This is a genomic window from Desulfobacter sp. (genome assembly GCA_028768525.1).
Classification (GTDB): Bacteria; Desulfobacterota; Desulfobacteria; order Desulfobacterales; family Desulfobacteraceae; genus Desulfobacter.
In genome coordinates this window covers 3,973,866-3,998,630 of the sequence record CP054837.1, presented here as the reverse complement: position 1 = coordinate 3,998,630, position 24,765 = coordinate 3,973,866, and the positions used below count along the sequence as shown (strand labels likewise).

The window sequence follows — 24,765 nt, the reverse complement described above, 5'->3', positions numbered from 1 at the left end:
CGATAATTCCCAAATCCCTACTGCCAGGAATTTAACCGGGCAGAACAGCACCGAAATCATCCAGAATCCGTTTGGACAGATTGGTGTGAATTTTTTTAATGTTCTTTTCGGTGAGGGTTTTACTGGCTGACCGGTATACCACCCTGAAAGAGAGTGATTTTTTCCCAGCTCCGATACTTTCCCCTTCAAATACGTCAAAGAGAAAATAATCTTCGATCAGGGCCTGCTTTCTGGAGAATTCAGCAATATTCTCCAGCACGGCACCCACTTCAACCGCTGCATCCACAATAAAGGTCATGTCCCGGGAAATGGCCGGGAATCTGGGCAGGGGCTCAGCCTGAATGGCTTCGGGCATGGCAGCCTGGATGGCATCCATATCCATGTCAAACACATAGGCATCCTGTTTCAGGCCGTAGGCCTTGAGCACGGCAGCATCCACTTTACCCAGGGTGCAGAGCAAACGGCCGTCCTTCACTGCTGCGGCGCCGTATCCGGCTTCAAAATAGGGGCAGGAGTCATCCTGGATTTTTTCATACCGGACGCCGGTGATAAAAAGTTCATCCAGCAGCCCCTGAACCACCCCTTTCAGGTCGAAAAAGTCCATGGATTCAACTTTTGAATACCAGGTCTGGCCGGTCCGGTTGCCGGTCATCAGTCCGCAGACCATTTCAACCTCCCGGGGCTGTTCGCCCTTCCCCTTGTCAAAAAAGGCTTTCCCGACCTCAAAAACTTTGAGGGTTTCGGTCTGCTGGGCCAGGTTCCGTTTCATGGTCTCAAGCAACCCCGGCACAAGAGAAGTCCGGAGCACGGACATCTGTTCGGAAATGGGATTGAGGATTTCCACGGCTGCCTGCCGGGGGTCGTCCTCCCCAAATCCAAGCCTCTGACGGGAGTCGGCATGGATGAAATTATAGTTGATGGCCTCGTAAAATGAAAAGCCTGTCATGGCCCGGCGGATCTTGTCACGGAGGAGCAAACGGGGGTTCAGCACCTTCCCCCTGGCCGGCACCGGCGGGTAGCTGGTTTCGATATTGTTATACCCCCAGAGACGGGCCACCTCTTCTGACAGATCTTCCGGGCGGGCAACATCCACCCTGAAAGAGGGCACCAGAACCTTGAGCCGTCCCTGGCCGTCGGCTTCGACTTTGAACTCAACGGATTCCAGGATTTCTGCAATCTGCTGGGCGGAAAAATCAGTACCCAGACGGACATTCAGGGCCTCGGCCTTCAGATCAATAACCACCGGCTCGGATTTCAGGGGATGTTCATCAATCGTTCCCTCGGCAATTTCTGCATCGCATAGCTCGGCCATCAGGGCAACGGCCCGTTTCATGGCAAAAAGAGTGCCCTCGGGATCCACCCCCCGCTCGAACCTGTGGGAGGCGTCAGTGCCGATGCCGGTCCGTTTGGCTGTCCTGCGCACGGACACCGGATTGAAATAGGCACTTTCCACCAGCACCCGGGTGGTGGTGTCGGAAATTTCCGAATTCTCACCGCCCATGACACCGGCGATGGCAACGGGTTTTTCCCCGTCGCAGATCATGAGCATTTCAGGCTCCAGCTTGTGAAGCTTTGAATCCAGGGTGGTAAATTCAATGCCGCTGCCCGCGGTTTTTACAACAATTCTTCCCTGGGCCAGGTTATCGAAATCAAATGCGTGCAGGGGCTGTCCGGTTTCCATCATCACATAGTTGGTGATATCCACCACATTATTGATGGGGGTCAGACCAACGGATTCCAGGCGCTGTTTCAGCCAGAAGGGAGAGGGTCCCACTTTGACGTCGAAAAGCATCCCTGCCGTATACCTGGGGCAGAGTTCGGGATCTTTGATTTCCACGCGTGCAAAATCATGGATGGATTTGGAACCGATCCGTTCAGCGGGAAGCTCCGCCTCGGGCAGGGTTACCCTGTTTTTAGGCTCGGTAAAGGCACCGGTCTCCCGGGCCACCCCAATGAGGCTCAAACAGTCCGGCCGGTTCGGGGTGAGGTCAATTTCAAATACAGTGTCAGTCAGGGCAAGGGCTTTTTCCAGGGGCATCCCCGGTTCAAGCTCGCCCTCCAGATCCATGATGCCGGCGGCATCGGCGTCCAGCCTCAGTTCAGCTGCCGAACAGAGCATGCCGTGGGATTTTTCCCCGCGCAGCTTGCTCTTTTTGATCTTAAAGTCGCCGGGCAGCACCGCTCCGGGCAGGGCGCAGGCCACAAACATGCCTTCCCTGACATTGGGGGCTCCGCAGACGATGGGAGAGAGTTCCCCTTTGCCGGTATCCACGGCGCAGCAGGTCAGCTTGTCCGCATTGGGATGCTGCTTTGCCTCGACCACCCTTCCAACGACAACGTTGTCCAGGTAATCATAAAGATTTTCAATGGCATCCACCTCAAGCCCGGCCATGGTGAGGCGGTCCGACATTTCCTGGGAATCCAGGTCAACGGGAATATATTCGCGCAACCAGCTTAAACTGACTTTCATATTAAAACTGCCCTAAAAAACGCACATCGTTTTCAAAATATTTCCGGATGTCATCGATACCATACTTGAGCATGGCCATCCGTTCTATGCCGACGCCGAATGCAAATCCGGTGTATTTGTCGGTATCGTACCCCACATTTTCAAATACGGCGGGGTGCACCATGCCCGACCCCAGCACTTCCAGCCAGCCGGTCTTGGAACAGACCCGGCAGCCCTTGCCCTTGCACATGACGCAGCGGATATCAACTTCCGCACTGGGCTCGGTAAAGGGGAAAAAACTGGGACGGAACCGAAGCGAGGTGTCCTTGTCGAAAAACTGATGAACAAAGGTAGTTAACACCCCTTTGAGATCGCCAAAGGAGATGTTTTTATCCACCATCAGACCTTCCACCTGGTGGAACATGGGGGTGTGGGTCAGGTCCGAATCACAGCGGAACACCTTGCCCGGAGATATAATTCTCACCGGGGGTTCGCTTTTTTCCATTACCCTGGGCTGGGAGCCCGAGGTATGGGTTCTCAAAACAATATTGTCAGACACATAAAAAGTGTCCTGCATATCCCTGGCCGGATGGTACTTGGGAATATTCAAGGCCTCGAAGTTGTAATAATCCGTCTCAACTTCAGGCCCTTCTGCAATATCAAATCCCAGCCGCATAAAAATGCCGCAGATTTCATCCAACACCTGGGTGATGGGATGCAGCGCCCCCCTGACGGCTGGACGACCCGGAAGGGTTACATCAATGCCGGGACCGGTTTCGCCGACTGCATTCAATCCGGCTTCCGCGGCTTTTACCGCCTTTTCCAGCTTGACCTTCAGCAGGTTGGCATTTTTCCCTGCAGCCGGGCGCTCGTCCTCGGGCAGGGAGGAAATATTCCTCAAAAACCCGGTGAGCACTCCTTTTCTGCCCAGAAAACGAATGGAAATCTCCTCCAGGGCATCCTTGGAATCGGCTGCGCCGATCTGATCCAGCGCCTCTTTTTCAATATCTGCAATATTGTTTTGCAACGTTCCCCCGATGGTTCTTGTCTTCTTTTTAGTTCAGCTTGGCAGCCGCCTGGGATGCCAGCTGGGAGAATCCGGCGGGATCGGTAACGGCCAGATCCGCCAGAACCTTACGGTCCAGTTCACAGCCGGACAGTTTCAGGCCGTGCATGAGACGGGAGTAGGAAAGACCGTTCATGCGGGCGCCGGCATTAATTCTAACAATCCAAAGTTTTCTGAAATCTCTTTTTCTGGCCCGTCTGTCTCTGTAGGCATACATTAATGCCTTGTCGACCGCGTCCGCCGCGGTTCTGTAAAGTTTACTTCTACCGCCTCTAAACCCCTTTGCAAGCTTGAGCACCTTGTTACGGCGTCTTCTAGCCTTAAATCCTCTTTTTACTCTCATGTCTTTTCACTCCTTTTTAACTTCCGGCTTCCGAAGCCTTATTTCGGCCCGTGACCGGGAATGAGTCAAGTTTTTGTATTCAGCCGGAACATCCGGCCGATATTAATTTGCCAGTTTCCCAACCGGCATGCTTGCCGAATTCACCCAGGCGTTAGCCGTTGGGCAGCAGACGGCGGACTGCCTTCATGTCGGACGCATCAATAATCTGGTCCTGACGGAAGCCTCTTTTCCGCTTTGTGGTTTTTTTAGTCAGAATATGACTGGCATGGGATTTCCGGAATTTATATTTCCCGGTTCCTGTTTTTTTAAACCGTTTGGCAGCTGCCCGGCTTGTTTTAATCTTAGGCATAATACCCTCTCTTAAAGTAATGCGATTACTAAAAACTAAAGGTGGTATACACGAGATATACCACCAACATAAATTTATGTATCAAAGCAGACGGCCCATTCCCGGTCCCGCCTGCTGAGAAACCCGTCAGCCCAGAATGCGGGATTTATCTGGGACCAAGAAGCATGGTAATGACACGGCCTTCAAACTTGGGATATTGTTCGACCTGGGCAAATTCCTTGGTCATCTCCACCACTTTTTCCAGCACTGCATTGGCCTGCTCCTTGAGCATAAACTCCCGGCCGCGGAACACCAGGGTAATTTTCACCTTGTCGTTATTTTTAATGAACTTTTCGACATGGCGCACCTTGGTCTCAAGATCATGGTCGCCTGTTTTGGGCCGCACCTTGATCTCTTTGATCTGGGTGCTTTTCTGCTTCCGCTTGGCCTCCTGCTTTTTCTTGGTCAGCTCGTACTTATACTTTCCATGATCCATTACTTTGCAGACAGGGGGCTTGGCATCCGGAGAGACCTCCACCAGATCCATATTTTCATTTTCGGCAATGCGCAATGCCTCTGCTATGGGCAATACCCCAACCTGTTCGCCGTCAGAACCAATCACCCGCACTTCGCTGGCTCTGATTCCCTTATTCACACGTGTCTGATCCTGCCTTCCTCGCTTAGATATTTTCCACCTCCTGCCGTGGCATAAAATAATTAATCATGTTAATATAACAAGCATAACCTTGGAATTATAACGACAATCCCTATTAATTGCAAGCAAATAATTGTATTACCTATTTTGCCCCTTCTGGGCCAGGGTATACGCTTCCAAAAAACTGTCTTTCCAGTATAAGTTAGCCTCTTTATTAAAAAAATTATAAAAAAGATCAAGACTTTTTTGCCGTAACACCCGAGGAACCACGGTCACACAGGCTTCCCTGTATAAGGAAGGCAAAGAATCGAGGTCGACGCCGGTCCCTCCGCCCATGGCATCTTCATAGGCAAAAACAATTGTCTTTATCCCCGAAAGAATAATGGCGGAAAAACACATCAGGCAGGGCTCCATGGTACAGAAAAGCACCGCATCAGCCGGCCGGAAAACGACATCGGCCGACTCAAGGGCTTTGAGCGCGCGGATTTCCGCATGGTCAATCTCACTGAAAAAGGAAAGTTCTCCCGCGGTACCGGTCCTGGCTCCCGTGGCAATAACTTCGTTGTCCTGAACAATCACACATCCCACCGGGAACTGCCCCTGGTCATAGGCGCTACCCGCCTGCTCCAGGGCCTTTTCCATAAAAAACTCGTACTCCAAAATCTTGGCCTTTACTTTTCAGGTTAAGGGGAATATACCGGAAGAATGACGCATCCGGCACTTGCTTTTTTCTTTAAATCCTGTATTTTATTGGATCTTGTTAAATAATCAATGATGATTTTATGAAAGCCTTAGAAAAAGCAGACACCGCGCCGCTGAGCATCAGGGAGCGCTTCCAGCAGAGAGAAATGAGTTTTCTGTCGGAATTCGCCACCCCAAGCACCACGGCCGGCCGGCGGCACCCCGAAGAGGACACCTGTTCCATCCGAACCCCGTTCCAGCTGGACAGGGACCGGATCGTATACTCTAATGCTTTCAGGCGGTTGAAATACAAAACCCAGGTATTCCTTTCCCCCCTGGGTGACCATTACCGCACCCGGCTTACCCACACCCTTGAAGTCTCAGAAATTGCAAGAAACATCGCCAGGGCCATGCGGCTCAACGAAGACCTTGCCGAAGCCATTGCCCTGGGCCACGATCTGGGCCACACCCCATTCGGACACGGCGGTGAAACCGCCCTGATCCAGGTTCACTCCTCCCATTTCACCCACTCCGACCAGAGCCTTCGGGTGGTGGACAGCCTTGAAAACCGTGGCAGGGGACTCAACCTCACCCGGGAAGTCCGGGACGGCATACTAAAGCACTCCAAGGGCTTCGGCAACATCATACCGGCCACCCCCGGGGAAACCGCCGTTACCATCGAGGGCAGGATTGTCAGGGTGGCGGATATCATCGCCTACCTCAACCATGACCTGGATGACGCCCTCAGGGGACGGGTGATTGACAAATCCGATGTGCCGGAAATCTGCAGCAGACAACTGGGCAGCACCCATTCCATGCGGGCCTCTACCATGATGGAGCAGCTGGTGTATAACAGCGGCCCGAAAGACGGCAAATTCATCCTGAGCATGGGAGAAGACACCTTTAAGGCCATGGGCGTCCTGCGCAAATTTCTATACGAAAAAGTATACCGCTCCCCTGAGGTCCATAACGAATTCGTCAAGGCAAAAAAGGTGATTGCCGGGCTCTACCAGTATTTTCTTGAACATCCCGAAGATATGCAAAAAGAACTGGAAAAAATGGAGATGGCCCCCTGGGATTCGGGCAAAAACACACTTAAACGCTCGGTGTGCGATGTCATCGCCTCCATGACCGACCGGTATGCGCTCAAATTGTACACCCGGCTCTTCTTCCCCAACCCGCTGGTCTGACCCATTAAAAAATATTAAAATCCATGAACAGACACTTTAAACAACTGGCAGAATTATACCGCACAATGGACACGGCCTGGGACAGGGCGGCAGCCGGATACGGCTTCCAGTGCAACGGCTGCAAAGACAATTGCTGCCTCTCACTGTTTTACCACCACACCCAGGTTGAAAAGGCCTATCTGCTCCACGGCTTTTCCACCCTCCCGAAGGCGGAACAGAAAAACATTCTGGAAAAGGCAGAAAATTATTGTTCAGCCACATTTGCCCAGGAAGACGGCGGCATACCGGAGTCCAAAAAAGTTCCATGCCCTTTGCTGACGAATGGCCGTTGCGGGCTCTACCCGTACCGCCCCATGATATGCCGGATGCACGGCCTTCCCCATGAACTTCACAAGCCAGGCGCCCCGCCCATAAAAGGCCCTGGATGCGCTGCGGGAAATTTTGACAACCGTGACTATATCCCCTTCGACCGCACCCCTTTTTACCGGGATATGGCCGGCGTTGAAATGGGATTCAGGGCGGCCACCGGGCGGAATGGAAAAATAAAACAGACCATCGCAGAAATTCTGCTGACCCCAAACTAATACGATTCAAATATGAATGTCGTAAAATCGATTGTCATTTTTGCGACTTTTTTATAAAATACAAAAACCATTTAATTTTAAGAAGTTACCAAAAGTGCGAACAACTTCGTCCTCTGACGGAAATCCCACCCAAATTTTTTAGGAGAATCACATGTCAAACGGCTTATACATTACAGCCACGGAAGCAGGGTCCGGGAAGTCTGCCATTGCCCTGGGGGTAATGGAAATGCTGCTCAGGCGCCTGGACTGCGTAGGCTTCTTCAGGCCCATCATCAGCCATGATCCCCAGGATGCATGGGACCTGGATATTGAACTCATGTCCAGCCAGTTCAGCCTGGACCGGCCCTATGAAAAAATGTACGGCATCACCCAGGCCGAAGCAGACCGGCTGCTGACCCTGGGCAAAAAAGACGAGGTTCTGGAACGGATCATTGAAAAGTACAACGAGGCCCGAAAGGACTGCGATTTCATCCTCTGCGAAGGAACCGACTTTGTCTCTTCCACCGGAGGGGTGGAATTCGACATCAATGCGACCATCATCAAAAACCTCTCATGTCCCGTTCTCCTGGTGGCAGACGCCCACAAAAAATCCATGGAAGAAGCATCCCTGATAGCGGGCTTGACCCTAGATTCCCTGGTAAGCAAGGGCTGCGATGTCATCGGCACCATCATTAACCGGGTTTCCCCCGAAGACAAAGAGGCCGTCATCAATCACTTTAACGAAACCGGCCTTTTCACCAAACAACTGATTTACGCAGTGCCCGAAGAAGAGGTGCTGTCCAAACCCACCCTGAGCGAGGTGGCTGACGCCCTGGACGCCAAAGTCCTCTGCGGTCACAAACAGCTTTACCGCCATGCCCGCCAGTTCACCGTCGCCGCCATGCAGCTGAGAAACCTGCTCACCCGCATCTCCCACGGCACCCTGGTCATCACCCCAGGGGACCGGGCAGACGTCATCGTGGCCTGCATGGCCACCCTGTCCTCCGCCTCCATTGAAAATATCTCAGGTATCATCCTCACCGGCGGCCTCCAGCCGGAAGATGCCGTGTGGGACCTGATCCAGGGATTTTCAGGCATGGTACCCCTGCTCAGCGTTCAGGAGGACACCTTCCAGACGGCCGTCATGGTTGAAAAGCTCAGGTCCGACATCTCACCCTATGACGAAAGAAAAATCACCCGGGCCCTGGCCCTGTTCGAACAGAATATCGACATTGAAAAGCTGCTGGACAAGGTAATCAAAACCGACTCCACCATTGTCACCCCCAAGATGTTCGAATACCAGTTGCTCAGCAAAGCCCGCAGCTTCAAGAAGCGTATCGTCCTGCCCGAGGGCACCGAGGACCGGATCCTGAGGGCTGTGGAAACCCTGCTCCGCAGGGAAATTGTGGACATCACCCTCCTGGGGAATGAAGCCAAGATCCACCAGAAAATCAATACCCTGGGCCTGCGCATGGGCGAGCTTGAAATCATCGACCCCCAGCGATCCACCCACCTGGAAGCCTATACCCAGGAATACTACAATCTGAGAAAACACAAGGGCATCACCCTTGAAAACGCCAGGGACCGGATCTGCGATGTCAACTACTTCGGCACCATGATGGTCCACATGGGCCATGTGGACGGAATGGTATCAGGCTCGGCACACAGCACCGCCGCCACCATCATCCCCTCCTTTGAAATCATCAAGGCCAAGCGCCGGGAAACCCCGGTGTCCGGCCTCTTTTTCATGTGCCTTTCAGACCGGGTCCTGGCCTACGGGGACTGCGCCATAAACCCGGACCCAGACGCCAGGGAACTGGCGGAGATCGCCATCACCTCTGCGGAAACCGCAAAGATGTTCGACATCGAACCCAGGGTGGCCATGCTCTCATACTCCACCGGCACCTCGGGCAAGGGCAAGGATGTGGATAAGGTCAGAGAGGCCACCGAGCTTGTGCGGGCCAAACGGCCCGACCTCCTCATTGAAGGCCCCATCCAATACGATGCCGCCGTGGAGCCCAACGTGGCCAAAACCAAGCTCCCCAATTCCTCTGTTGCCGGCAAAGCCACGGTATTCATATTCCCGGATCTTAACACCGGGAACAATACCTACAAGGCGGTTCAGAGGTCCTCCGGTGCCATGGCCATCGGACCGGCCCTCCAGGGCCTGAACAAACCGGTGAACGACCTGAGCCGGGGCTGTCTTGTGGCCGACATCATCAATACCGTTGCCATCACCGCCATCCAGGCGGCAGAGCAGGACTGGCTCAACGCCCCCAAACCCCTAACGCTAATTAAATAAAACCAGCAATTCTCTATGCCTTTGCCGGCGCTTTACCGCAGCCGCCGGCAAAGGCCCTGGGAATCCGCACACCTCCCGGCCCAGTCCAAAAACTCACTGAAATTTAAAATTAAAGTTGCCAGAATCCCAGGTTTTCTGTTAGCGTAAAACAATGTTTACAATACGCTAAAAGGATTCAATACAGGAATCGCCGATGTTTAGACCCCAGATTCTCTCTTCAAGAGTATTGGTTGATTTAAAAAAGAGATCCACCATCGGTATTGTTTTCTATATGATCGCCATCAGTGTGGTTATATTTTCAGGCAACTACTATCAGCGCCATCCGGATTTTTCAAACCTGTTTATGGGGTGCATGTTCGGCATTTGCATTTTTCGGATAGCCCATATGCTGCTGGACAGACACCTGCCAAAAAGCAGATTCAATAACGGGACCTTCATGACCAGCGTCATTCTGACCGCCCTCTTCTGGGGACTCGGCTATGCCCAATTCACCACCCAGCAAGAAGAGCTATACAACAGACTGCTCATGTGCATCTGCACGGTTGGGCTCTGCGCCGGCGGCGTGGTCGCATTCATCCCAAACCTCTGGCTGGCCCTTGGCTTCAACACCTGCATCCTGCTGCCGGGCACCACCTTTCTTCTGGTGTCTCCTGAGGATCAGCCCCAGGGTGTGCTGTTCTCCCTCTTTTTCGTCTATATGATATTTATGGCTGCCCGCCAGAACAAAGAATACTGGAGTGCCCTGGACAACGAATACCTGCTGGAACGAAAAACAAAGGCGCTCAAACGCCTGAGCAACCGGGATGAACTCACCGGGCTGTCAAACCGGCGCCACTTCAATCAGACCTTTTCCTACGAGTGGGACCGCGCCAGCCGCAAACAGACCACCCTGAACATCCTGATCTGCGATGTGGATCACTTCAAAAAAGTAAATGACAGGCACGGCCACCCGGCAGGGGATGCCTATCTCCAGATGACAGCCGCCCTTTTGCAGAAAGTGTATAAAAGGAAAACCGATGTGGTGGCCCGTTACGGCGGTGAGGAATTCATTGTCCTTATGACGGACGAAAGCCCGGAAGCCGCCTTGGCCCTGGCAGAAGAATTCAGACAGCGCATTGCATCCGCCCACATCGATTTTGAGAACCGTCGAATCAGGGCAACCATGAGCATCGGCCACGCATGCACCACCCCCCAGGCCCGGCAGACCGGACAGACCCTCATTGCCCTTGCGGACCATGCCCTTTACCGGGCAAAAGCATCAGGACGAAACCGGGTGTGCACAGAAATGCCTGAACTTGAAACAGCATACAACGAATAAAAATTTCAATTAGCGGGACCAGGTTTTCAGGGAAAACAACATTGGCAAAAAAAACGGCCAGGCCTTCCCGACTACCCCATTATGGATCTCAATGCGCTTTTATCGGGCCGAACCGGGCAAAAAAGAGTCGAAGGAATTTATCGGAAATCTGCAAATCCCCTTCCCGGACACCCCAGTCACCCCTCGCAGCCGGGGTTAATGGGTAGTGGAGTGACTTTCATATACGGCCTTGTACCGCTCCTTTGTGAAATAAAGAAATTCCTGGAGCACAGAACTGAAATACTTATTTTTGTGCCAGATGGTATAGAATGACCGGGTAAACTTGAAATCCTGGATTTTCAGGCGGAAAAGCTGGCCGGCGCTCAATTCGTTCATCACGGAAATCCTGGAGAGACAGGAAACCGTTCCCTTGTTCGCAAGCACGGATTTCACGGCTTCAGTATGCCCGACCTCCAGAAAGGGCTTGAACCGTTTTTTGTATTTTTTCATATAATAAAGGAAGACTTCCCGGGTGCCGGACCCCTCTTCCCTGAATATCCACCGCTTGGAGAGCAGCTCGTCCATCTTGTATTCTTCATCCCGAACCAGGTCATCGTCTCCGGTGACCACATAGAGTTCATCAAGCCCCAGCATTTCACGCTCAATCTCTGTGCTGTTGTAATCCGCCTCCACAAATCCGATGTCCACCTCCCCGTTTTCAATGAGGTGGCCGATCTCAATGGTGTTGCCCGTAATTTTTTCCAGCTTCACCCCTTCGTACTGCTCGGCAAACTCATACATGATCTGGGGGAGAATATAATTGGCAATGGATGAACTGGCCCCCACCTTTATATCGCCCAACAGATCCTGGTCCCGGAACATGGCCTCGCTCTCCCTCAGTCCCAGGACCAGGGGCTCAACCATCTGGTAGAAATAGCGGCCGTTTTCATTCACCACCAGCCGCTTGTGGATCCTGTCGAACAACTGCTTGCCCAGTGTCTCTTCTAATGCTTTAATAGCCATGGAGACAGCGGACTGGGTCAGCCCCGCATCCTTGGCAACCTGGCTCAGATGGGGGGTCTTAACCAGGGCAAGAAAAAGTTCTAGCTGTCTTAGTGTCACGGATTTGCCTCCTTGTGCTGTTAAAAAACCACCGCCTACCATAGCACGGCGCAACACCGAGCCAAAGCAGTTTGTTCAAAAAAATTGATTATGTTTTTAAATTTTTTAAATGGAACGATTAGACAATCCCTTTGGGCATGGGTGGAACTGACGCCCCCCCCAGCACAAACCCCCCGTCCAGCCGAAGAACAGAACCGGTCATGTAAGGCGCATCTTTTATCATAAAATTCACCGCCTTGATCACATCCGAAACCTGGCCGGTCCGCCCGGCAAGGGTGTGGTCGATGAGGGATTGTTTTTCCCGATCGGAGAGCACCTCCCGCCAACCCCGGGTGCTTTGGGCGTGCCGGGTTTCAAACACCCCCAGCATGAGTTCATTCACCCGGATATGGGGAGCCCCCATCCGGGCCCATGTTTCCGTCAGGGTCTGCACCCCCCTGTTGGCCGCGGCATACCCATCGTTGAAAACCAGGGCTGCCGGCCCGGTGCGCCCGGTAATTGCGGCAATGGAGGAAATATTGATTACGACCGCCTCATCCGCCGCCCTGAGCAGGGGAAACACAGCGTCAAAAACCCATCGCTTGGCCTTGAGGGTGGTTTCGATTTCCAGGTCCCACTGGTTTTCAACATATTCCCCGTGGACGGTGGGCCATCCCCCCCGCTCGATATTGTTGATGAGAATATCCAGGCGGCCGTATTTCTCCCGGATAAAACAGGCCAGTGAGCGGATATTGTCTATATTCCTGAGATCGGCCCGGATGATATGGTGCTCTGCACCGGCGGCCGTGAAATCCGCCTCCATTTCAGAAAAGGAATCTTCCCAGTCGTGGCGGGTGAGAACCAGCCGGGCACCCTGCCGGGCAAGTTCCAGCCCGATGCCCTTGCCGATACCTTTAACCGCCCCGAGGACCAGGGCGGTTTTTCCTTGGATCTCCATGGCTAAAACTTAATATCCCTGCCAAAGATCTGGTATTTCACCCACTGGATACCAAAATCCAGCAGCGCTTCGTCGCTTTCGATCTTTTCCAAAAACCCGCCGGGCAGGTCAATATCCTTGAGAAGTCCGCCGGTTTTAATCTGTGCCCGGAATTCATCCAGGTCGTAGAGGGAGGTATAAGAAATGTCGGACTGGAACCCTTCCAGCTGCCCGGGCATGATCTGATTTTTCAGACTGATCAATTCCATCATCTTGTCGTTATGCAGATTATGGGTGGCCACATCCTGGCTTTCCAGCCATTGGGCGACGGTGGGGCCACTTCCTTTTTCAGAAAACCCTTTGCAATGTTCCTCTTCAATCAGGGCGAAGTATTCTCTGATCTCTCCTGTGGCCCTGTCCTTGGCAATGGCCCGGGCCAGGGGGTAGAGGCGGCAGGAACCGGGACGGTCCGCATACAGTGAACACCCCTCTTCCCGGACAAAGGGACAGGCATGGCCGGTGGCCGGGTTCGGTTTGAATTCGACAACGGGCAGGCCGGTGCCCGGCCCCAGGTGCATGGAGGTATATTCCCGAAGGAACGCCCCGGACTTCATCCCCTTAGCGCGTTTCATCCTCAGGATATCATAGGGGGTCAGGGCCTGGTTCAGATCCCTGCAGCATTCGTTAAAACAGGGGTTATCCGCCTTGCAGCAAAATCCCATGGGATCATTCAATCCCACGGGGATCATATCTTCTGACATATGTTTACCTCAGTTTCTTTCCTTATTATATACTAATATTATAAAAATCCGCTTCAAACGGATTGCAGGCTAAATTACCAGGAAGATATTAATTTTTCCAGATGATTTTACTTGCAATAAATTCACTATATGTGGTAGCTGAATTTAGCTGATCTCATACATATTGTCCAAGGAAAAATTCATCAATAAAATTGAATAAATTGATAAATCCTTTTTTTTAAATTTGCTTGACAAGCCCATTGTGAGGGTGCTATTCCCATAACATTTATGCGGATCAAGAGGTATTTTCAACCCTGGAAACGAGCCACGATTCTTAGGGTTGAAGCGTTCCGCACAACAAGGCTGAACAGGTCGGCCGAAGTGTTTCGGTTCCGACCAATGATGTTGATAAGACTAGTAGCACAACGTAATTTGTGCGATTTGATTAACTTTATTTATGGAGGTATTTTAAATGCCATCTTTTGTTATTGCAGAAAAATGTGACGGCTGCAAAGGCGGCGATAAAACCGCATGTATGTACATCTGCCCCAATGACCTGATGGTTCTGGACGCCAACGAAATGAAGGCTTACAACCAGGAACCGGATCAGTGCTGGGAATGCTACTCCTGTGTTAAAATCTGCCCCTCACAGGCCATTGAAGTAAGAGGTTACTCTGACTTCGTACCCATGGGCGCTTCTGTACAGCCCATGATGGGTACCGAAGACATCATGTGGACCTGTAAGTTCAGAAACGGTGTTGTAAAACGCTTCAAGTTCCCCATCAGAACTACTCCCGAAGGCGAAGCCAACGCTTATGAAGATCTCAAGGGTAAAGACCTGAGCTCCGGCCTGCTTTCCACTCAGGAAGCTGACGGTTATGTACTGGTAACTCCCCAGGAACTGGCATAAGTCTTACCTGTTAATTTCTGAACATTCTAAATATTTTGGAGGTATATAATGGCATTACCTAACAAACCTGTTGGCGAACTCAAAGTCGTTAGAGAGCCAGAAGTAGAAAAAAGAGACGTTGACGTACTGATCATCGGCGGTGGTATGGCTGCCTGCGGTACTGCATTTGAAATCAAAAAATGGGCTGACGATGACACCAAGATCCTGCTGGTGGACAAAGCTGCTCTGGAAAGGTCCGGCGCTGTAGCCCAGGGTCTGTCCGCAATCAACACCTACATCGGTGACAACAAACCCGAAGATTACGTGCGCATGGTACGTAACGACCTGATGGGTATTGTTCGTGAAGACTTGATCTTCGACCTGGGCCGTCACGTTGACGATTCCGTACATCTGTTCGAAGAATGGGGTCTGCCCGTTTGGAAAAAAACCGAAGACAACAAAAACCTCGACGGTAAAAAAGGCCAGAAACAGGGTACCCTGAAAGGCGGCGCTACTCCCGTCCGTACCGGTAAATGGCAGATCATGATCAACGGCGAATCTTACAAAAGAATCGTTGCTGAAGCCGGTAAAAAAGCCCTGGGTGACGAAAACATCCTGGAAAGGGTTTTCATCGTTGAAATCCTGAACGACAAAGACGACCCCTCAAGAGTTGCCGGCGCCGTTGGTTTCTCCGTACGTGAAAACAAAGTTTACATCATCAACGCCAAGGTTATGATGGTTGCCTGCGGTGGCGCAGTTAACATCTATCAGCCCCGTTCCGTTGCTGAAGGTAAAGGCCGTGCATGGTATCCCGTATGGAACGCTGGTTCTACCTACACCATGGCTCTGAGAGCCGGTGCTGAACTGTCCATGATGGAAAACCGTTTCACCCCCGCCCGTTTTAAAGACGGTTACGGCCCTGTTGGCGCCTGGTTCCTGCTGTTCAAAGCAAAAACCGTTAACGGCCTGGGTGAAAACTATGCCGGTTCTGACGATGCCAAAGCAGAGCTTGAAAAATACGCTCCTTACGGAACTGCTGCCGTAACTCCGACTTGTCTGCGTAACCACCTGATGATGAAAGAGTACAAAGAAGGCCGCGGTCCCATCATCATGGAAACCTCCAAGGCACTGGCTGCCCTGGGCGAAACCATGAGCAAAAAAGAGCTGAAGCACCTTGAGTCTGAAGCTTGGGAAGATTTCCTTGACATGTCCGTAGGTCAGGCCGGTCTGTGGTGCGCCACCAACACCGAACCTGAAAAGAAAGACTCTGAAATCATGCCCACCGAACCGTACCTGCTGGGTTCCCACTCAGGTTGCTGCGGTATCTGGTGCTCCGGTCCCGAAGAAGACTGGGTACCCGATTCCTACAAATGGGGCTACAACAGAATGACCACCGTTAAGGGTCTGTTCACCGCTGGCGACGGCGTTGGCTGCTCCGGTCATAAATTCTCCTCTGGTTCCCATGCTGAAGGTCGTATCATTGCCAAGTCCATGATTCAGTACCTGAAAGCCGAAGGCGACAAGGTTTCTGGTTTCAAAGAAACCGATCAGGAACTGGTAGACTTCGTTTACAAACCCGTCTACAACTACCTGGACAACTACGAGTACACCACTGCTCAGGACGTTAACCCCAAATACTGCAAACCTGCTGGTATGGCTATGCGTCTGATGAAGATGACCAATGAGTATGGTGCTGGTACCGGTACCTTCTACATGACCAACGGCAAATCCCTCGAAGTTCTCATGGACCTGTTCGAAATGTTCCGTGAAGACCTTGAAAACATTGCTGCCGGTGACCTGCATGAACTGATGAGAGCTTGGGAAATCAACCACAGACTCTACACCGTTCAGGCTCATACCCGTCACATCCAGTTCCGTGAAGAATCCCGCTTCCCTGGTTTCTACTACAGAGGCGACTTCATGGGCCAGAATGACGAAGAATGGTTCTGCTTTGTTAACTCTACTTACAACAAAGAAACCAACGAATGGTCTCTGAAAAAAGAACCCTATGTAAAAATCATTGCCGACTAGTGCGGACATTAGATTTTAACCTACGGGTTGCTTGATATTAACCTCCAGGTGCCGGTAATCCGGTGCCTGGGGGTTTTTTCAGATTAGCCCCGGCTTATTTGGGGCGGCCGAGCCCGGCTTTTTTCCTGTCTCCTTTTTTGTAAGGTTGCAAGAGCAAAAATTATAGGGTAATTATTTGCAGCTTTATAAATAAGGAGAGAGGATGTCGGTATCCATCCAAATGTTAAGGATGCGGCATTACAGAATAAACGTAAACCCTTAAATGATATAACTCAATTGCACGGAGGGACAGCATGACAACAGAAAATTCAGCCCCGGTAAGTGGAAGCATCATGGTGGTTGGTGGTGGAATCAGCGGCCTGACAACTGCCCTGGAAGCTGCCGAAGTGGGGTATGAGGTCTTCCTGGTGGAAAAGGAAGCATCCCTTGGCGGAAGAGTCACCCAGCTCAAACACTACTTCCCCAAACTCTGCCCGCCTACTTGCGGTCTTGAGATCAACTACAAACGTCTCAAAGATAATAAAAACATTAAAGTATTCACCATGTCTGAAGTTCAGAAGGTGGACGGCCAGGCCGGCGACTACACGGTTACCGTGAAAACCGCCCCCCGGTACGTCAACGAAAACTGCACCTGCTGCGGTGAATGCGCCAAAGTTTGCGAGACTGAAATCTCCAACGAATTCAACTTCGGCATGGATCGGCGCAAAGCCGCCTACCTGCCCCACAACATGGCCTATCCCCAGCGCTACGTCATGGATCCGGCCATGGGCACCGACGACAGAGACAAGGTAAAAGAAGCCTGTAAATACGACGCCGTCGATTTCGACATGGAAGAAAAAACCTTCGAGCTTAAAGTTGGCGCCGTGGTCTTCAACACCGGATGGCAGCCCTACGATGCCACCCGCATCGACAACCTGGGATTCGGCCGGTACCAGAACATCGTGACCAACATGATGCTGGAAAGAATGGCCTCCTCCAACGGCCCCACAGAAGGCAAGATCCTCCGCCCCTCAGATGAAAAAGCGCCTGAGACCATCGCATTTGCCCAATGTGCCGGTTCCAGGGACGAGAACCATCTGTCCTACTGCTCCTATATCTGCTGCATGGCTTCCCTGAAGCATGCCACCTATCTGAGAGCGCAGTACCCCGATGCCAAAATCTACATCTACTACATCGACCTGCGTACCCCGGGCAGAAAATACGAAAACTTCTATGCCAAACTCAAAGAAGACGAAAACATCTTCTTTGTTAAGGGCAAAGTTGCCGAAGTCAGCGAAGAAGCCGGTACCGGCAACATCAACCTGGTGGCAGAAGATACCATCACCGGTGAAAAGGTCCGCCAGACCGTTGACATGCTGGTACTTGCCACCGGCATGCAGCCCACCTGCGCAGTGGACAAACCTGCCGCAGACCTGACCTTCGACGAAGAAGGCTTCATTGTAAACGACTTTTCCAAAGGCGGCCTGTTCGCAGCAGGGTGTGCCAATAAACCGGCCGATGTTGTAACCAGCAACCAGAATGCAACCGGCATGGCCCTCAAAGCCATTCAGACCCTCAGGAGGTAAGTAAAGATGGATAAAAAATACGGCGTATATATCTGCACAGGCTGCGGCATCGGTGAAGCCCTTGATATGGAAGAGCTCGTAGGGGTCCCCGAAGAAGAAGGGACCTACTGCGCCACCCACCCGTTCCTGTGCTCCAAAGAAGGTGTGGAACTCATTCAGAAAGACATTGATGAGGGCAAGGTCAATGCCATGGTCATCGGCGCCTGCTCCAGACGTGTCAACTTTGATACTTTCAATTTCCCCGGCTGCATCATCGAACGCGCCAACCTCAGGGAAGGCGTGGTATGGCCCCACTCCCGGGAAACCTACCCCAAACTCACCGAAGAGCAGAAAGACGACGAAGAAAGCTTTGACCAGGTTCAGATGAAGGCCGAAGACTATATCAAGATGGGCATGATCCGCCTTGAAAAAGTTAAACTGCCCGAACCCTACAAAACAGAATCCTTTTCCAAAAAGATCCTGGTCATGGGCGGCGGTGTTACCGGTATGTCAGCCGCACTGGATGCAGCCAAAGCCGGCTACGAAGTCACCATCGTTGAAAAGACCAAAGCAGTGGGCGGCTATGCAGCCAAGCTCAGAAGCCAGATGCCCGTTGCCGAACCCTTCGAAACCCTCCAGGCTCCTGTTGTTGACGCCCTGATCCAGGAAATCGAAGCCAACGGCAACATCGATGTCCGGACCAACACCGAGGTGGCCCGTATTGCCGGCCAGCCCGGCGAGTTCACCGTGACCATGAAGACCCCGGGCGAAAAGATCCCCTTTGACGTTCCCTTCCCCCTTCCCGAGGAAATGATGGTGGATGAGAACGGCAAGGAACTGGATGCCGACGCCGCCCATGCCAAATACCTGGAATACAACGAAGGCCGGGAAGACATCCTCAAAATGGACCCCGAGGGAGAGCTCTACGGTGCCGTTGTCCTGGCCGCCGGCTGGCGCCCCGACGTTCTGGAAGGCGAAGCCTTTGAGCACCTGAATCTTTCCAGCCCCGACGTTGTCACCAACGACGAGTTCGAAATGATTGCCGCCAAGGGCAAGATTGTCCGCCCCTCCGACGGCAAGGAAGCTAAAAACGTTGTCTTCATCCAGTCTCCGGGCAAAGACGAAGACGATGCCGATTTCGAATACACCGGCTCTGTCACCTCCATGGTGGCCCTGAAACAGGCCCGCTATGTCCGCGAAGACTACGCCGACGGCAAGGCTTATGTGATCTACCAGCACATGAGAACCCCTGGCCTCCAGGAATACTTCTACAAATCCATGCAGCAGGAAGACGGGATCTTCATGACCAAGGGCGCCGTAACAGAAGTGGCGGCCTCTGGTTCCGGCCTCACCGTTTCCGCCACCAACACCCTCCTGGGCGACAACCTGGCCCTGCAGGCCGACATGGTTGTTGTGGCCGGCGGCATGGTCCCCGTGACCAAGGACGACGCCGTTGTCAACCTGGCCTACAGACAGGGCCCGGGTTTCCGTGACAACGATATCTTCGGCCAGTATGCAGACTCCAACTACATCTGCTTCCCCTATGAAACCCAGAGAACCGGTATCTACGCCGCCGGCGCCATCCGCCGGGCCATGACCATTGAAGAGTCCATGGAAGATGCCACCGGCGCGGCCCTCAAAGCCATCCAGTGTATTGAAAGTGCCAACCGCGGCATGGCCGTACACCCCAGATCCGGTGATATGACCTACCCGGACTTCTTCTTCCAGAGATGCACCCAGTGCAAGAGATGTACGGTTGAATGCCCCTTCGGCGCCCTGGACGACGACGAAAGAGGCACTCCCAAGGCCAACCCCACCCGCTGCCGCCGCTGCGGTACCTGCATGGGTGCCTGCCCGGAACGTATTATCTCCTTTGCCGATTACTCCATTGATTCCATCGGCTCCCAGGTCAAGGCCATCTCCGTACCCTCTGAGGACGACTATGATGAGCCGCCCCTGAGATTCCTGGCCCTGGTATGTGAAAACGATGCCTTCCCCGCACTTGACATGGTGGGCATGAACAGGGTGGACTACTCACCCGACGTGAGATTCATCCCGGTACGCTGCCTGGGTTCTGTCAACACCATCTGGATCAAGGACGCACTGGCCCAGGGTATTGACGGTGTTATCCTCATCGGCTGCAAACACGGTGACGACTACCAGTGCCATTTTGTCAAAGGTTCCGAACTGGCTGAAGTCCGCGTGAAAAAGATCGGGGACGCCCTCTCCTCACTGGCCCTGGAAGAAGAACGTGTGGCCTTTGCAGAGGTAGCCATTGACGAATATGACAAGCTGCCCCAGATCATCAACGACTTTGTCGAAGAGGTTGACGCCCTTGGCCCCAACCCGTTCAAAGGATTCTAACAGCAGTATACCAAAATTATATGGAGGTATCATAATATGAGTGCTAAATATCTTGCTCAACCGGATCTCGGTTTCATAGCAGAAGTTAGGGGTCTTGGCGGAGAAACACTGAAAAAGTGCTACCAGTGCGCAACCTGTTCGGTAGCCTGCCCCATCGCCCCGGAAGACAGCCCCTTCCCCCGCAAGGAAATGATTGCGGCCTCCTGGGGTCTTAAAGACAAACTGATTGGGAATGCAGACATCTGGCTCTGCCACCAGTGCGGCGACTGTTCCGATCTCTGCCCCAGGGGCGCAGCCCCGGGCGACGTGCTGGCTGCGGTCCGTTCCGCATCCATCACCGAATACGCAACCCCCAAACCCCTGGCAAAGGCGGTGAATGATCCCAAGAAACTGCCCCTGCTCATCGGTATTCCTGGCCTCTGGTTCGCCCTGCTGGCCTTTATCACCATGAACTTCGGCGGCACCATGGAAAAGATTTTCCATGCCCTTTTCGGGGATGCCCTTGGCGGACGCCTTCACTGGTCCCATGCCCATGAGGGTGCCGAGCATGTGATTTCCCATGCCAGCTTCGTATCCACCTGGTTTGTGGATATGACCTTTGTACCCACAGCCATCTTTGCCACTGTGATCTTCTTCCTGGCCCTGAAACGGTTCATCGCCGACATCCACAACAACGCAGTTCTGGAAGGCAAAACCGACAAGGCCCAAATGGATTACAAAGCGCTGGGACAGTCTGTTCTCAACATTCTGCCCACGGTGTTCAAGCATGAGAAATTCAACGAATGCGAAGCCAATAAAGACCGCGCCACCCCCCATATGATGGTGCTTTACTCCTTTATCGGCCTGTTCATCGTTACCGCAGTCTGCGGTTCCATGCTTTACCTGGGCAACTATGCCGGTCCCTATCCCCAGCTCAACCCCATTAAATGGCTTGCCAATATTTCCGGTGTTGCGCTTGTGATCGGTTCTGCCATGATGATCAAAAACAGATTGAACAATAAAGACCAGGTCACTGCCTACAAAGACTGGTTCATCCTGGGAGTTGTATTTACCCTGGGCCTGAGCGGCATGCTGACTGAAATGGCCCGTCTGGCCCACATGGAATGGACGGCTTATTTCTTCTACTGGATCCATCTGATTGCTATTTTCAACCTGTTCGCCTTCCTGCCTTTTTCCAAGATGGCCCATCTGGTTTACCGTACGGTTGCCATGGCCTATGCAGATTACGGCAATAGAAAATAGCCAAGCTGCTTTAGCGCATCGCTGAACAATTTAAGGGGGGCCGGAAAACCGGCCCCCTTTTTTTATCCTTTTTCAATCCAGTATATATAAACTTTCTTTATTATATATAAACAAAATCCTTGCAATCTGTTTCGAATCCTCTATTATAATAGGTCAAAATCACAGAATAAATTCAATAATTAAGGAGAGTGCATTTTGAACAAGATCGCTGTGCTGCCCGGAGACGGGATCGGCCCTGAAGTAATGGAACAGGCTGTCAAGGTTCTCAATAAGGCCGGAGAAATCCATCGATTCGAGCTGACCTATGAATTTGCCGATATCGGCGGAGCCGCCATCGATAACCACGGCAAGGCGCTGCCCGACGCCACCCTCTCCCTTTGCGAGGAGAGTGACGCCATTCTATTCGGTTCCGTGGGGGGGCCGAAATGGGAAAGCCTTCCCCCCGCAGAACAGCCGGAAAGGGGAGCACTTCTGCCCCTGAGAAAACACTTCGGACTTTATTGCAATTTGCGGCCTGCCAAGGTATTCCCCACCCTGGCATCGGCCTCCCCCCTGAAACCGGAAATCGTCAAGGATGGATTTGATATCCTCTGCATGCGGGAGCTCACCGGCGGGATTTATTTCGGAGAGCCCAAGGGCAGAACCGGAGAAGGCAAAGAAGAAACCGCATACGATACCATGGTTTATTCGCGATTTGAGATAGAACGGATCGCAAGGATGGCCTTTGAAGCAGCCAGAAAGCGGCGCAACATTGTTACCTCCGTCGACAAGGCCAATGTATTGTTTTCCATGGTGCTATGGCGGGAAACCGTCACGGAAATCGCAAAAGAGTATCCCGATGTCACCCTCAACCATATCTATGTTGATAACGCCACCATGCAGCTGGTTCGGGACCCCCATCAATTTGACGTCCTGCTCTGCGGCAACATGTTCGGAGATATTATTTCAGACGAATGCGCCATGATCACCGGCTCCATGGGGCTGCTGGCCTCGGCCAGCCTCAATGAAAAGAACTTCGGGCTGTATGAACCCGCCGGCGGATCAGCCCCGGACATTGCCGGCCAAGGCATTGCCAATCCAATTGCCCAGATTCTCTCCGGAGCCATGATGCTCAAATACACCCTGGGGTATGCCGAAGCTGCCGACGCCATTGAATCGGCCATATCCAAGGTACTTGACAAAGGCATCTTCACAGCCGACCTCACCGCACACAAGGAAACGGCGGTGAATACAGCCGAGATGGGAGATGCCATCGTGAAAGAACTCTCCGCTTTAGGCTGATCAAAGTTCAGAAAAACAAAAACCGGCGGCTGCCCTTATATAACAGGGTAACCGCCGGTTTTTAATTCGGCAGGCCCAACACATCATTGAGCCATTAAAAAAGCCTTTGATTTTCATCAAAGGCTTTTGATATTGTGGCGGGAGTGACGAGACTCGAACTCGCGGCCTCTAGCGTGACAGGCTAGCGTTCTAACCAACTGAACTACACCCCCGTGGTCACTTTATGGTGGGCGATGCAGGGCTTGAACCTGCGACTTCAACCTTGTAAGGGTTGCACTCTCCCAACTGAGTTAATCGCCCGAAAGACAGAGGGGTTATACCCCAATGCCCTATGGGTGTCAAGCAGTTTTTTAAAAATCTTCATTTTTTTATCCAGGGCCGGAAAATCCCCTTTTATTCCATTCCAGATCCTTGCAACACATCTATATTAGTGATATATTTGCCCTACGAGAAACGATATAAAACATCCGAAACGATTAATGCAAGACACTTCTTTTTCTCTTCATAGCACACAATGCAACGAACAAAAGGGAATATCAGAAATCCTTGCTTTATTAACTCGGCAACACATCATGGCTTAGGAGTCGACTATGGAACCAGTTCAGGGATACCTGGAAATTATGGACAAAGGGTTCGGTTTTTTAAGGAACATAGAAGAAAATTTCCAGCCCCGTCCTGAAAATCCCTATGTACCGAACAGTCTTATTCGCAAACTCAATCTCAGGGAAGGCAGCTTCATCGAAGGTTACGGCGAGAAAAAAGGGCCCCAGAATGTCAACCTGGCCCTGATCCGCATTGACACCATCAACCATCTTCCTTTTGATGAATTCCTGGGCACCCCTATGCTTCAGGAGCAGATCAGCGTCAACCCCTTTGAGCGGTACTACCTTACACAGAATGACGACGACATCACCGGCAAGGCACTGGACCTTGTCTCCCCCATCGGCAAAGGACAGCGGGGGTTGATTATTGCCCCTCCCAAGTCCGGAAAAACCACCATCCTCAGACATATGGCAAACTCCGTTGTTGCCAATCACCCTGATTCCAAAGTGTTTGTCCTGCTGGTGGACGAGCGGCCCGAAGAAGTCACCGACTTTCAGCGGGGACTGACCGATGCCCACGTACTCTATTCATCCGCTGACCAGCAGATCGGCCAGCACATGAGAATGACCCGCCTGGCCATGCATACGGCCATCAGATGCGCTGAAATCGGCCAGGATGCCGTGGTCTTCATTGACTCCCTGACCCGTATGACCCGGGCCTTTAATATTGATACCGACTCCTACGGAAAGACCATGAGCGGCGGCCTGGGAGCCAACGCCATGGAATTCCCCAGGAAGATTTTCGGCGCTGCCAGAAAACTTGAAAACGGGGGATCCCTGACCATTATTGCCACCATTCTCGTGGACACCGGTTCCCGGATGGATGATGTCATCTTTCAGGAATTCAAGGGCACCGGCAACATGGATCTTTTCCTGTCCAGGGAATGTGCAGAGCAGCGGGTCTGGCCGGCCATCAACATTAATAAATCCGGGACCCGGAAGGAAGACCTGCTCATGGATGAAGAGGAATACAACAGAATCGTTGAACTCCGGCGTGGCATTGCCACCAAGGATGAGGTGACGGCCATGTCTGACTTCCTCAGAGTGATGGAAGACTTTTAAAGTCCCTTAAAAAGAACAAAAAGCCTCCGAATGCTGGACATCCGGAGGCTTTTTTTATTTTCACACCAGGGGAAAAAGTCCCCTGTTTTGTCTATTTT

Annotated in this window: 20 protein-coding genes and 2 tRNA genes; 11 read left to right on the top strand and 11 right to left on the bottom strand. The window is 52.3% G+C overall.

Going from position 1 to position 24,765, the window contains the following annotated elements; translation table 11 throughout:
- Window positions 1-31 precede the first annotated feature (31 nt).
- The 6 genes from HUN04_17760 to HUN04_17735 all read right to left on the bottom strand — a co-directional run bounded on the left by HUN04_17760 (window position 32) and on the right by HUN04_17735 (window position 5,501).
- Complete coding sequence (locus tag HUN04_17760) at window positions 32-2,470, bottom strand: phenylalanine--tRNA ligase subunit beta (GenBank protein ID WDP91443.1); 2,439 nt, start codon at window positions 2,468-2,470, stop codon at window positions 32-34.
- 1 nt (window position 2,471) lies between these two features.
- Complete coding sequence (gene pheS, locus HUN04_17755) at window positions 2,472-3,476, bottom strand: phenylalanine--tRNA ligase subunit alpha (GenBank protein WDP91442.1); 1,005 nt, start codon at window positions 3,474-3,476, stop codon at window positions 2,472-2,474.
- A gap of 28 nt (window positions 3,477-3,504) precedes the next feature.
- Entirely contained in the window at window positions 3,505-3,858 is a 354-nt protein-coding gene (gene rplT / locus HUN04_17750) for a 50S ribosomal protein L20 (protein ID WDP91441.1), read from the bottom strand.
- A 151-nt stretch (window positions 3,859-4,009) separates the two neighbouring features.
- Window positions 4,010-4,207, bottom strand: a complete 198-nt coding sequence (gene rpmI / locus HUN04_17745) for a 50S ribosomal protein L35 (GenBank protein WDP91440.1) — start codon at window positions 4,205-4,207, stop codon at window positions 4,010-4,012.
- Between the two features lie 145 nt (window positions 4,208-4,352).
- Window positions 4,353-4,874, bottom strand: coding sequence for a translation initiation factor IF-3 (locus HUN04_17740; GenBank protein ID WDP93331.1), 522 nt, complete (start codon window positions 4,872-4,874; stop codon window positions 4,353-4,355).
- Window positions 4,875-4,979: 105 nt separating this feature from the next.
- Entirely contained in the window at window positions 4,980-5,501 is a 522-nt protein-coding gene (locus HUN04_17735; GenBank protein ID WDP91439.1) for a nucleoside deaminase, read from the bottom strand.
- 122 nt (window positions 5,502-5,623) lie between these two features.
- Between HUN04_17735 and HUN04_17730 the strand changes: the two genes are divergently transcribed.
- From HUN04_17730 to HUN04_17715, 4 genes are all read left to right on the top strand, one after another.
- A complete protein-coding gene (locus HUN04_17730) occupies window positions 5,624-6,712 on the top strand; it encodes a deoxyguanosinetriphosphate triphosphohydrolase (GenBank protein WDP91438.1) in 1,089 nt (362 codons plus the stop codon).
- A 23-nt stretch (window positions 6,713-6,735) separates the two neighbouring features.
- Window positions 6,736-7,296: a YkgJ family cysteine cluster protein gene (locus HUN04_17725; protein WDP91437.1), complete on the top strand. Its 561-nt coding sequence runs from the start codon at window positions 6,736-6,738 to the stop codon at window positions 7,294-7,296.
- Window positions 7,297-7,447: 151 nt separating this feature from the next.
- Window positions 7,448-9,577, top strand: a complete 2,130-nt coding sequence (gene pta / locus HUN04_17720) for a phosphate acetyltransferase (protein WDP91436.1) — start codon at window positions 7,448-7,450, stop codon at window positions 9,575-9,577.
- Between the two features lie 193 nt (window positions 9,578-9,770).
- On the top strand, window positions 9,771-10,895 hold the full coding sequence (locus HUN04_17715; GenBank protein WDP91435.1) for a GGDEF domain-containing protein: 1,125 nt from the start codon (window positions 9,771-9,773) through the stop codon (window positions 10,893-10,895).
- 195 nt (window positions 10,896-11,090) lie between these two features.
- Here the strand turns inward: HUN04_17715 and HUN04_17710 are convergent, their stop codons facing one another.
- From HUN04_17710 to HUN04_17700, 3 genes are all read right to left on the bottom strand, one after another.
- Entirely contained in the window at window positions 11,091-11,996 is a 906-nt protein-coding gene (locus HUN04_17710; protein WDP91434.1) for a LysR family transcriptional regulator, read from the bottom strand.
- A gap of 118 nt (window positions 11,997-12,114) precedes the next feature.
- Window positions 12,115-12,933 carry an SDR family oxidoreductase gene (locus HUN04_17705; protein ID WDP91433.1) on the bottom strand — a complete coding sequence of 273 codons (819 nt, stop codon included), beginning with the start codon at window positions 12,931-12,933 and terminating at the stop codon, window positions 12,115-12,117.
- 2 nt (window positions 12,934-12,935) lie between these two features.
- Window positions 12,936-13,673, bottom strand: a complete 738-nt coding sequence (locus HUN04_17700; protein WDP91432.1) for a YkgJ family cysteine cluster protein — start codon at window positions 13,671-13,673, stop codon at window positions 12,936-12,938.
- A gap of 451 nt (window positions 13,674-14,124) precedes the next feature.
- Here HUN04_17700 and aprB point away from each other — a divergent pair, with 451 nt between their 5' ends.
- The 6 genes from aprB to leuB all read left to right on the top strand — a co-directional run bounded on the left by aprB (window position 14,125) and on the right by leuB (window position 23,003).
- Window positions 14,125-14,562 carry an adenylyl-sulfate reductase subunit beta gene (aprB, locus tag HUN04_17695; protein WDP91431.1) on the top strand — a complete coding sequence of 146 codons (438 nt, stop codon included), beginning with the start codon at window positions 14,125-14,127 and terminating at the stop codon, window positions 14,560-14,562.
- Between the two features lie 48 nt (window positions 14,563-14,610).
- Window positions 14,611-16,572: an adenylyl-sulfate reductase subunit alpha gene (locus tag HUN04_17690; protein ID WDP91430.1), complete on the top strand. Its 1,962-nt coding sequence runs from the start codon at window positions 14,611-14,613 to the stop codon at window positions 16,570-16,572.
- 293 nt (window positions 16,573-16,865) lie between these two features.
- On the top strand, window positions 16,866-18,137 hold the full coding sequence (locus HUN04_17685; protein ID WDP91429.1) for a CoB--CoM heterodisulfide reductase iron-sulfur subunit A family protein: 1,272 nt from the start codon (window positions 16,866-16,868) through the stop codon (window positions 18,135-18,137).
- A 6-nt stretch (window positions 18,138-18,143) separates the two neighbouring features.
- Complete coding sequence (locus tag HUN04_17680) at window positions 18,144-20,480, top strand: hydrogenase iron-sulfur subunit (protein ID WDP91428.1); 2,337 nt, start codon at window positions 18,144-18,146, stop codon at window positions 20,478-20,480.
- A 36-nt stretch (window positions 20,481-20,516) separates the two neighbouring features.
- Window positions 20,517-21,722, top strand: a complete 1,206-nt coding sequence (gene qmoC / locus HUN04_17675) for a quinone-interacting membrane-bound oxidoreductase complex subunit QmoC (protein WDP91427.1) — start codon at window positions 20,517-20,519, stop codon at window positions 21,720-21,722.
- Between the two features lie 195 nt (window positions 21,723-21,917).
- The gene (leuB, locus tag HUN04_17670) at window positions 21,918-23,003 is read left to right on the top strand and encodes a 3-isopropylmalate dehydrogenase (protein WDP91426.1); all 1,086 of its coding nucleotides are present in this window, start codon (window positions 21,918-21,920) and stop codon (window positions 23,001-23,003) included.
- Between the two features lie 135 nt (window positions 23,004-23,138).
- On the opposite strand, the gene HUN04_17665 is transcribed toward leuB, so the two are convergent.
- Window positions 23,139-23,215 (bottom strand) — tRNA-Asp (locus HUN04_17665).
- A gap of 12 nt (window positions 23,216-23,227) precedes the next feature.
- Window positions 23,228-23,303, bottom strand: a tRNA-Val gene (locus HUN04_17660).
- A gap of 290 nt (window positions 23,304-23,593) precedes the next feature.
- Here HUN04_17660 and rho point away from each other — a divergent pair.
- On the top strand, window positions 23,594-24,667 hold the full coding sequence (gene rho, locus HUN04_17655) for a transcription termination factor Rho (GenBank protein WDP91425.1): 1,074 nt from the start codon (window positions 23,594-23,596) through the stop codon (window positions 24,665-24,667).
- Window positions 24,668-24,765 lie beyond the last annotated feature (98 nt).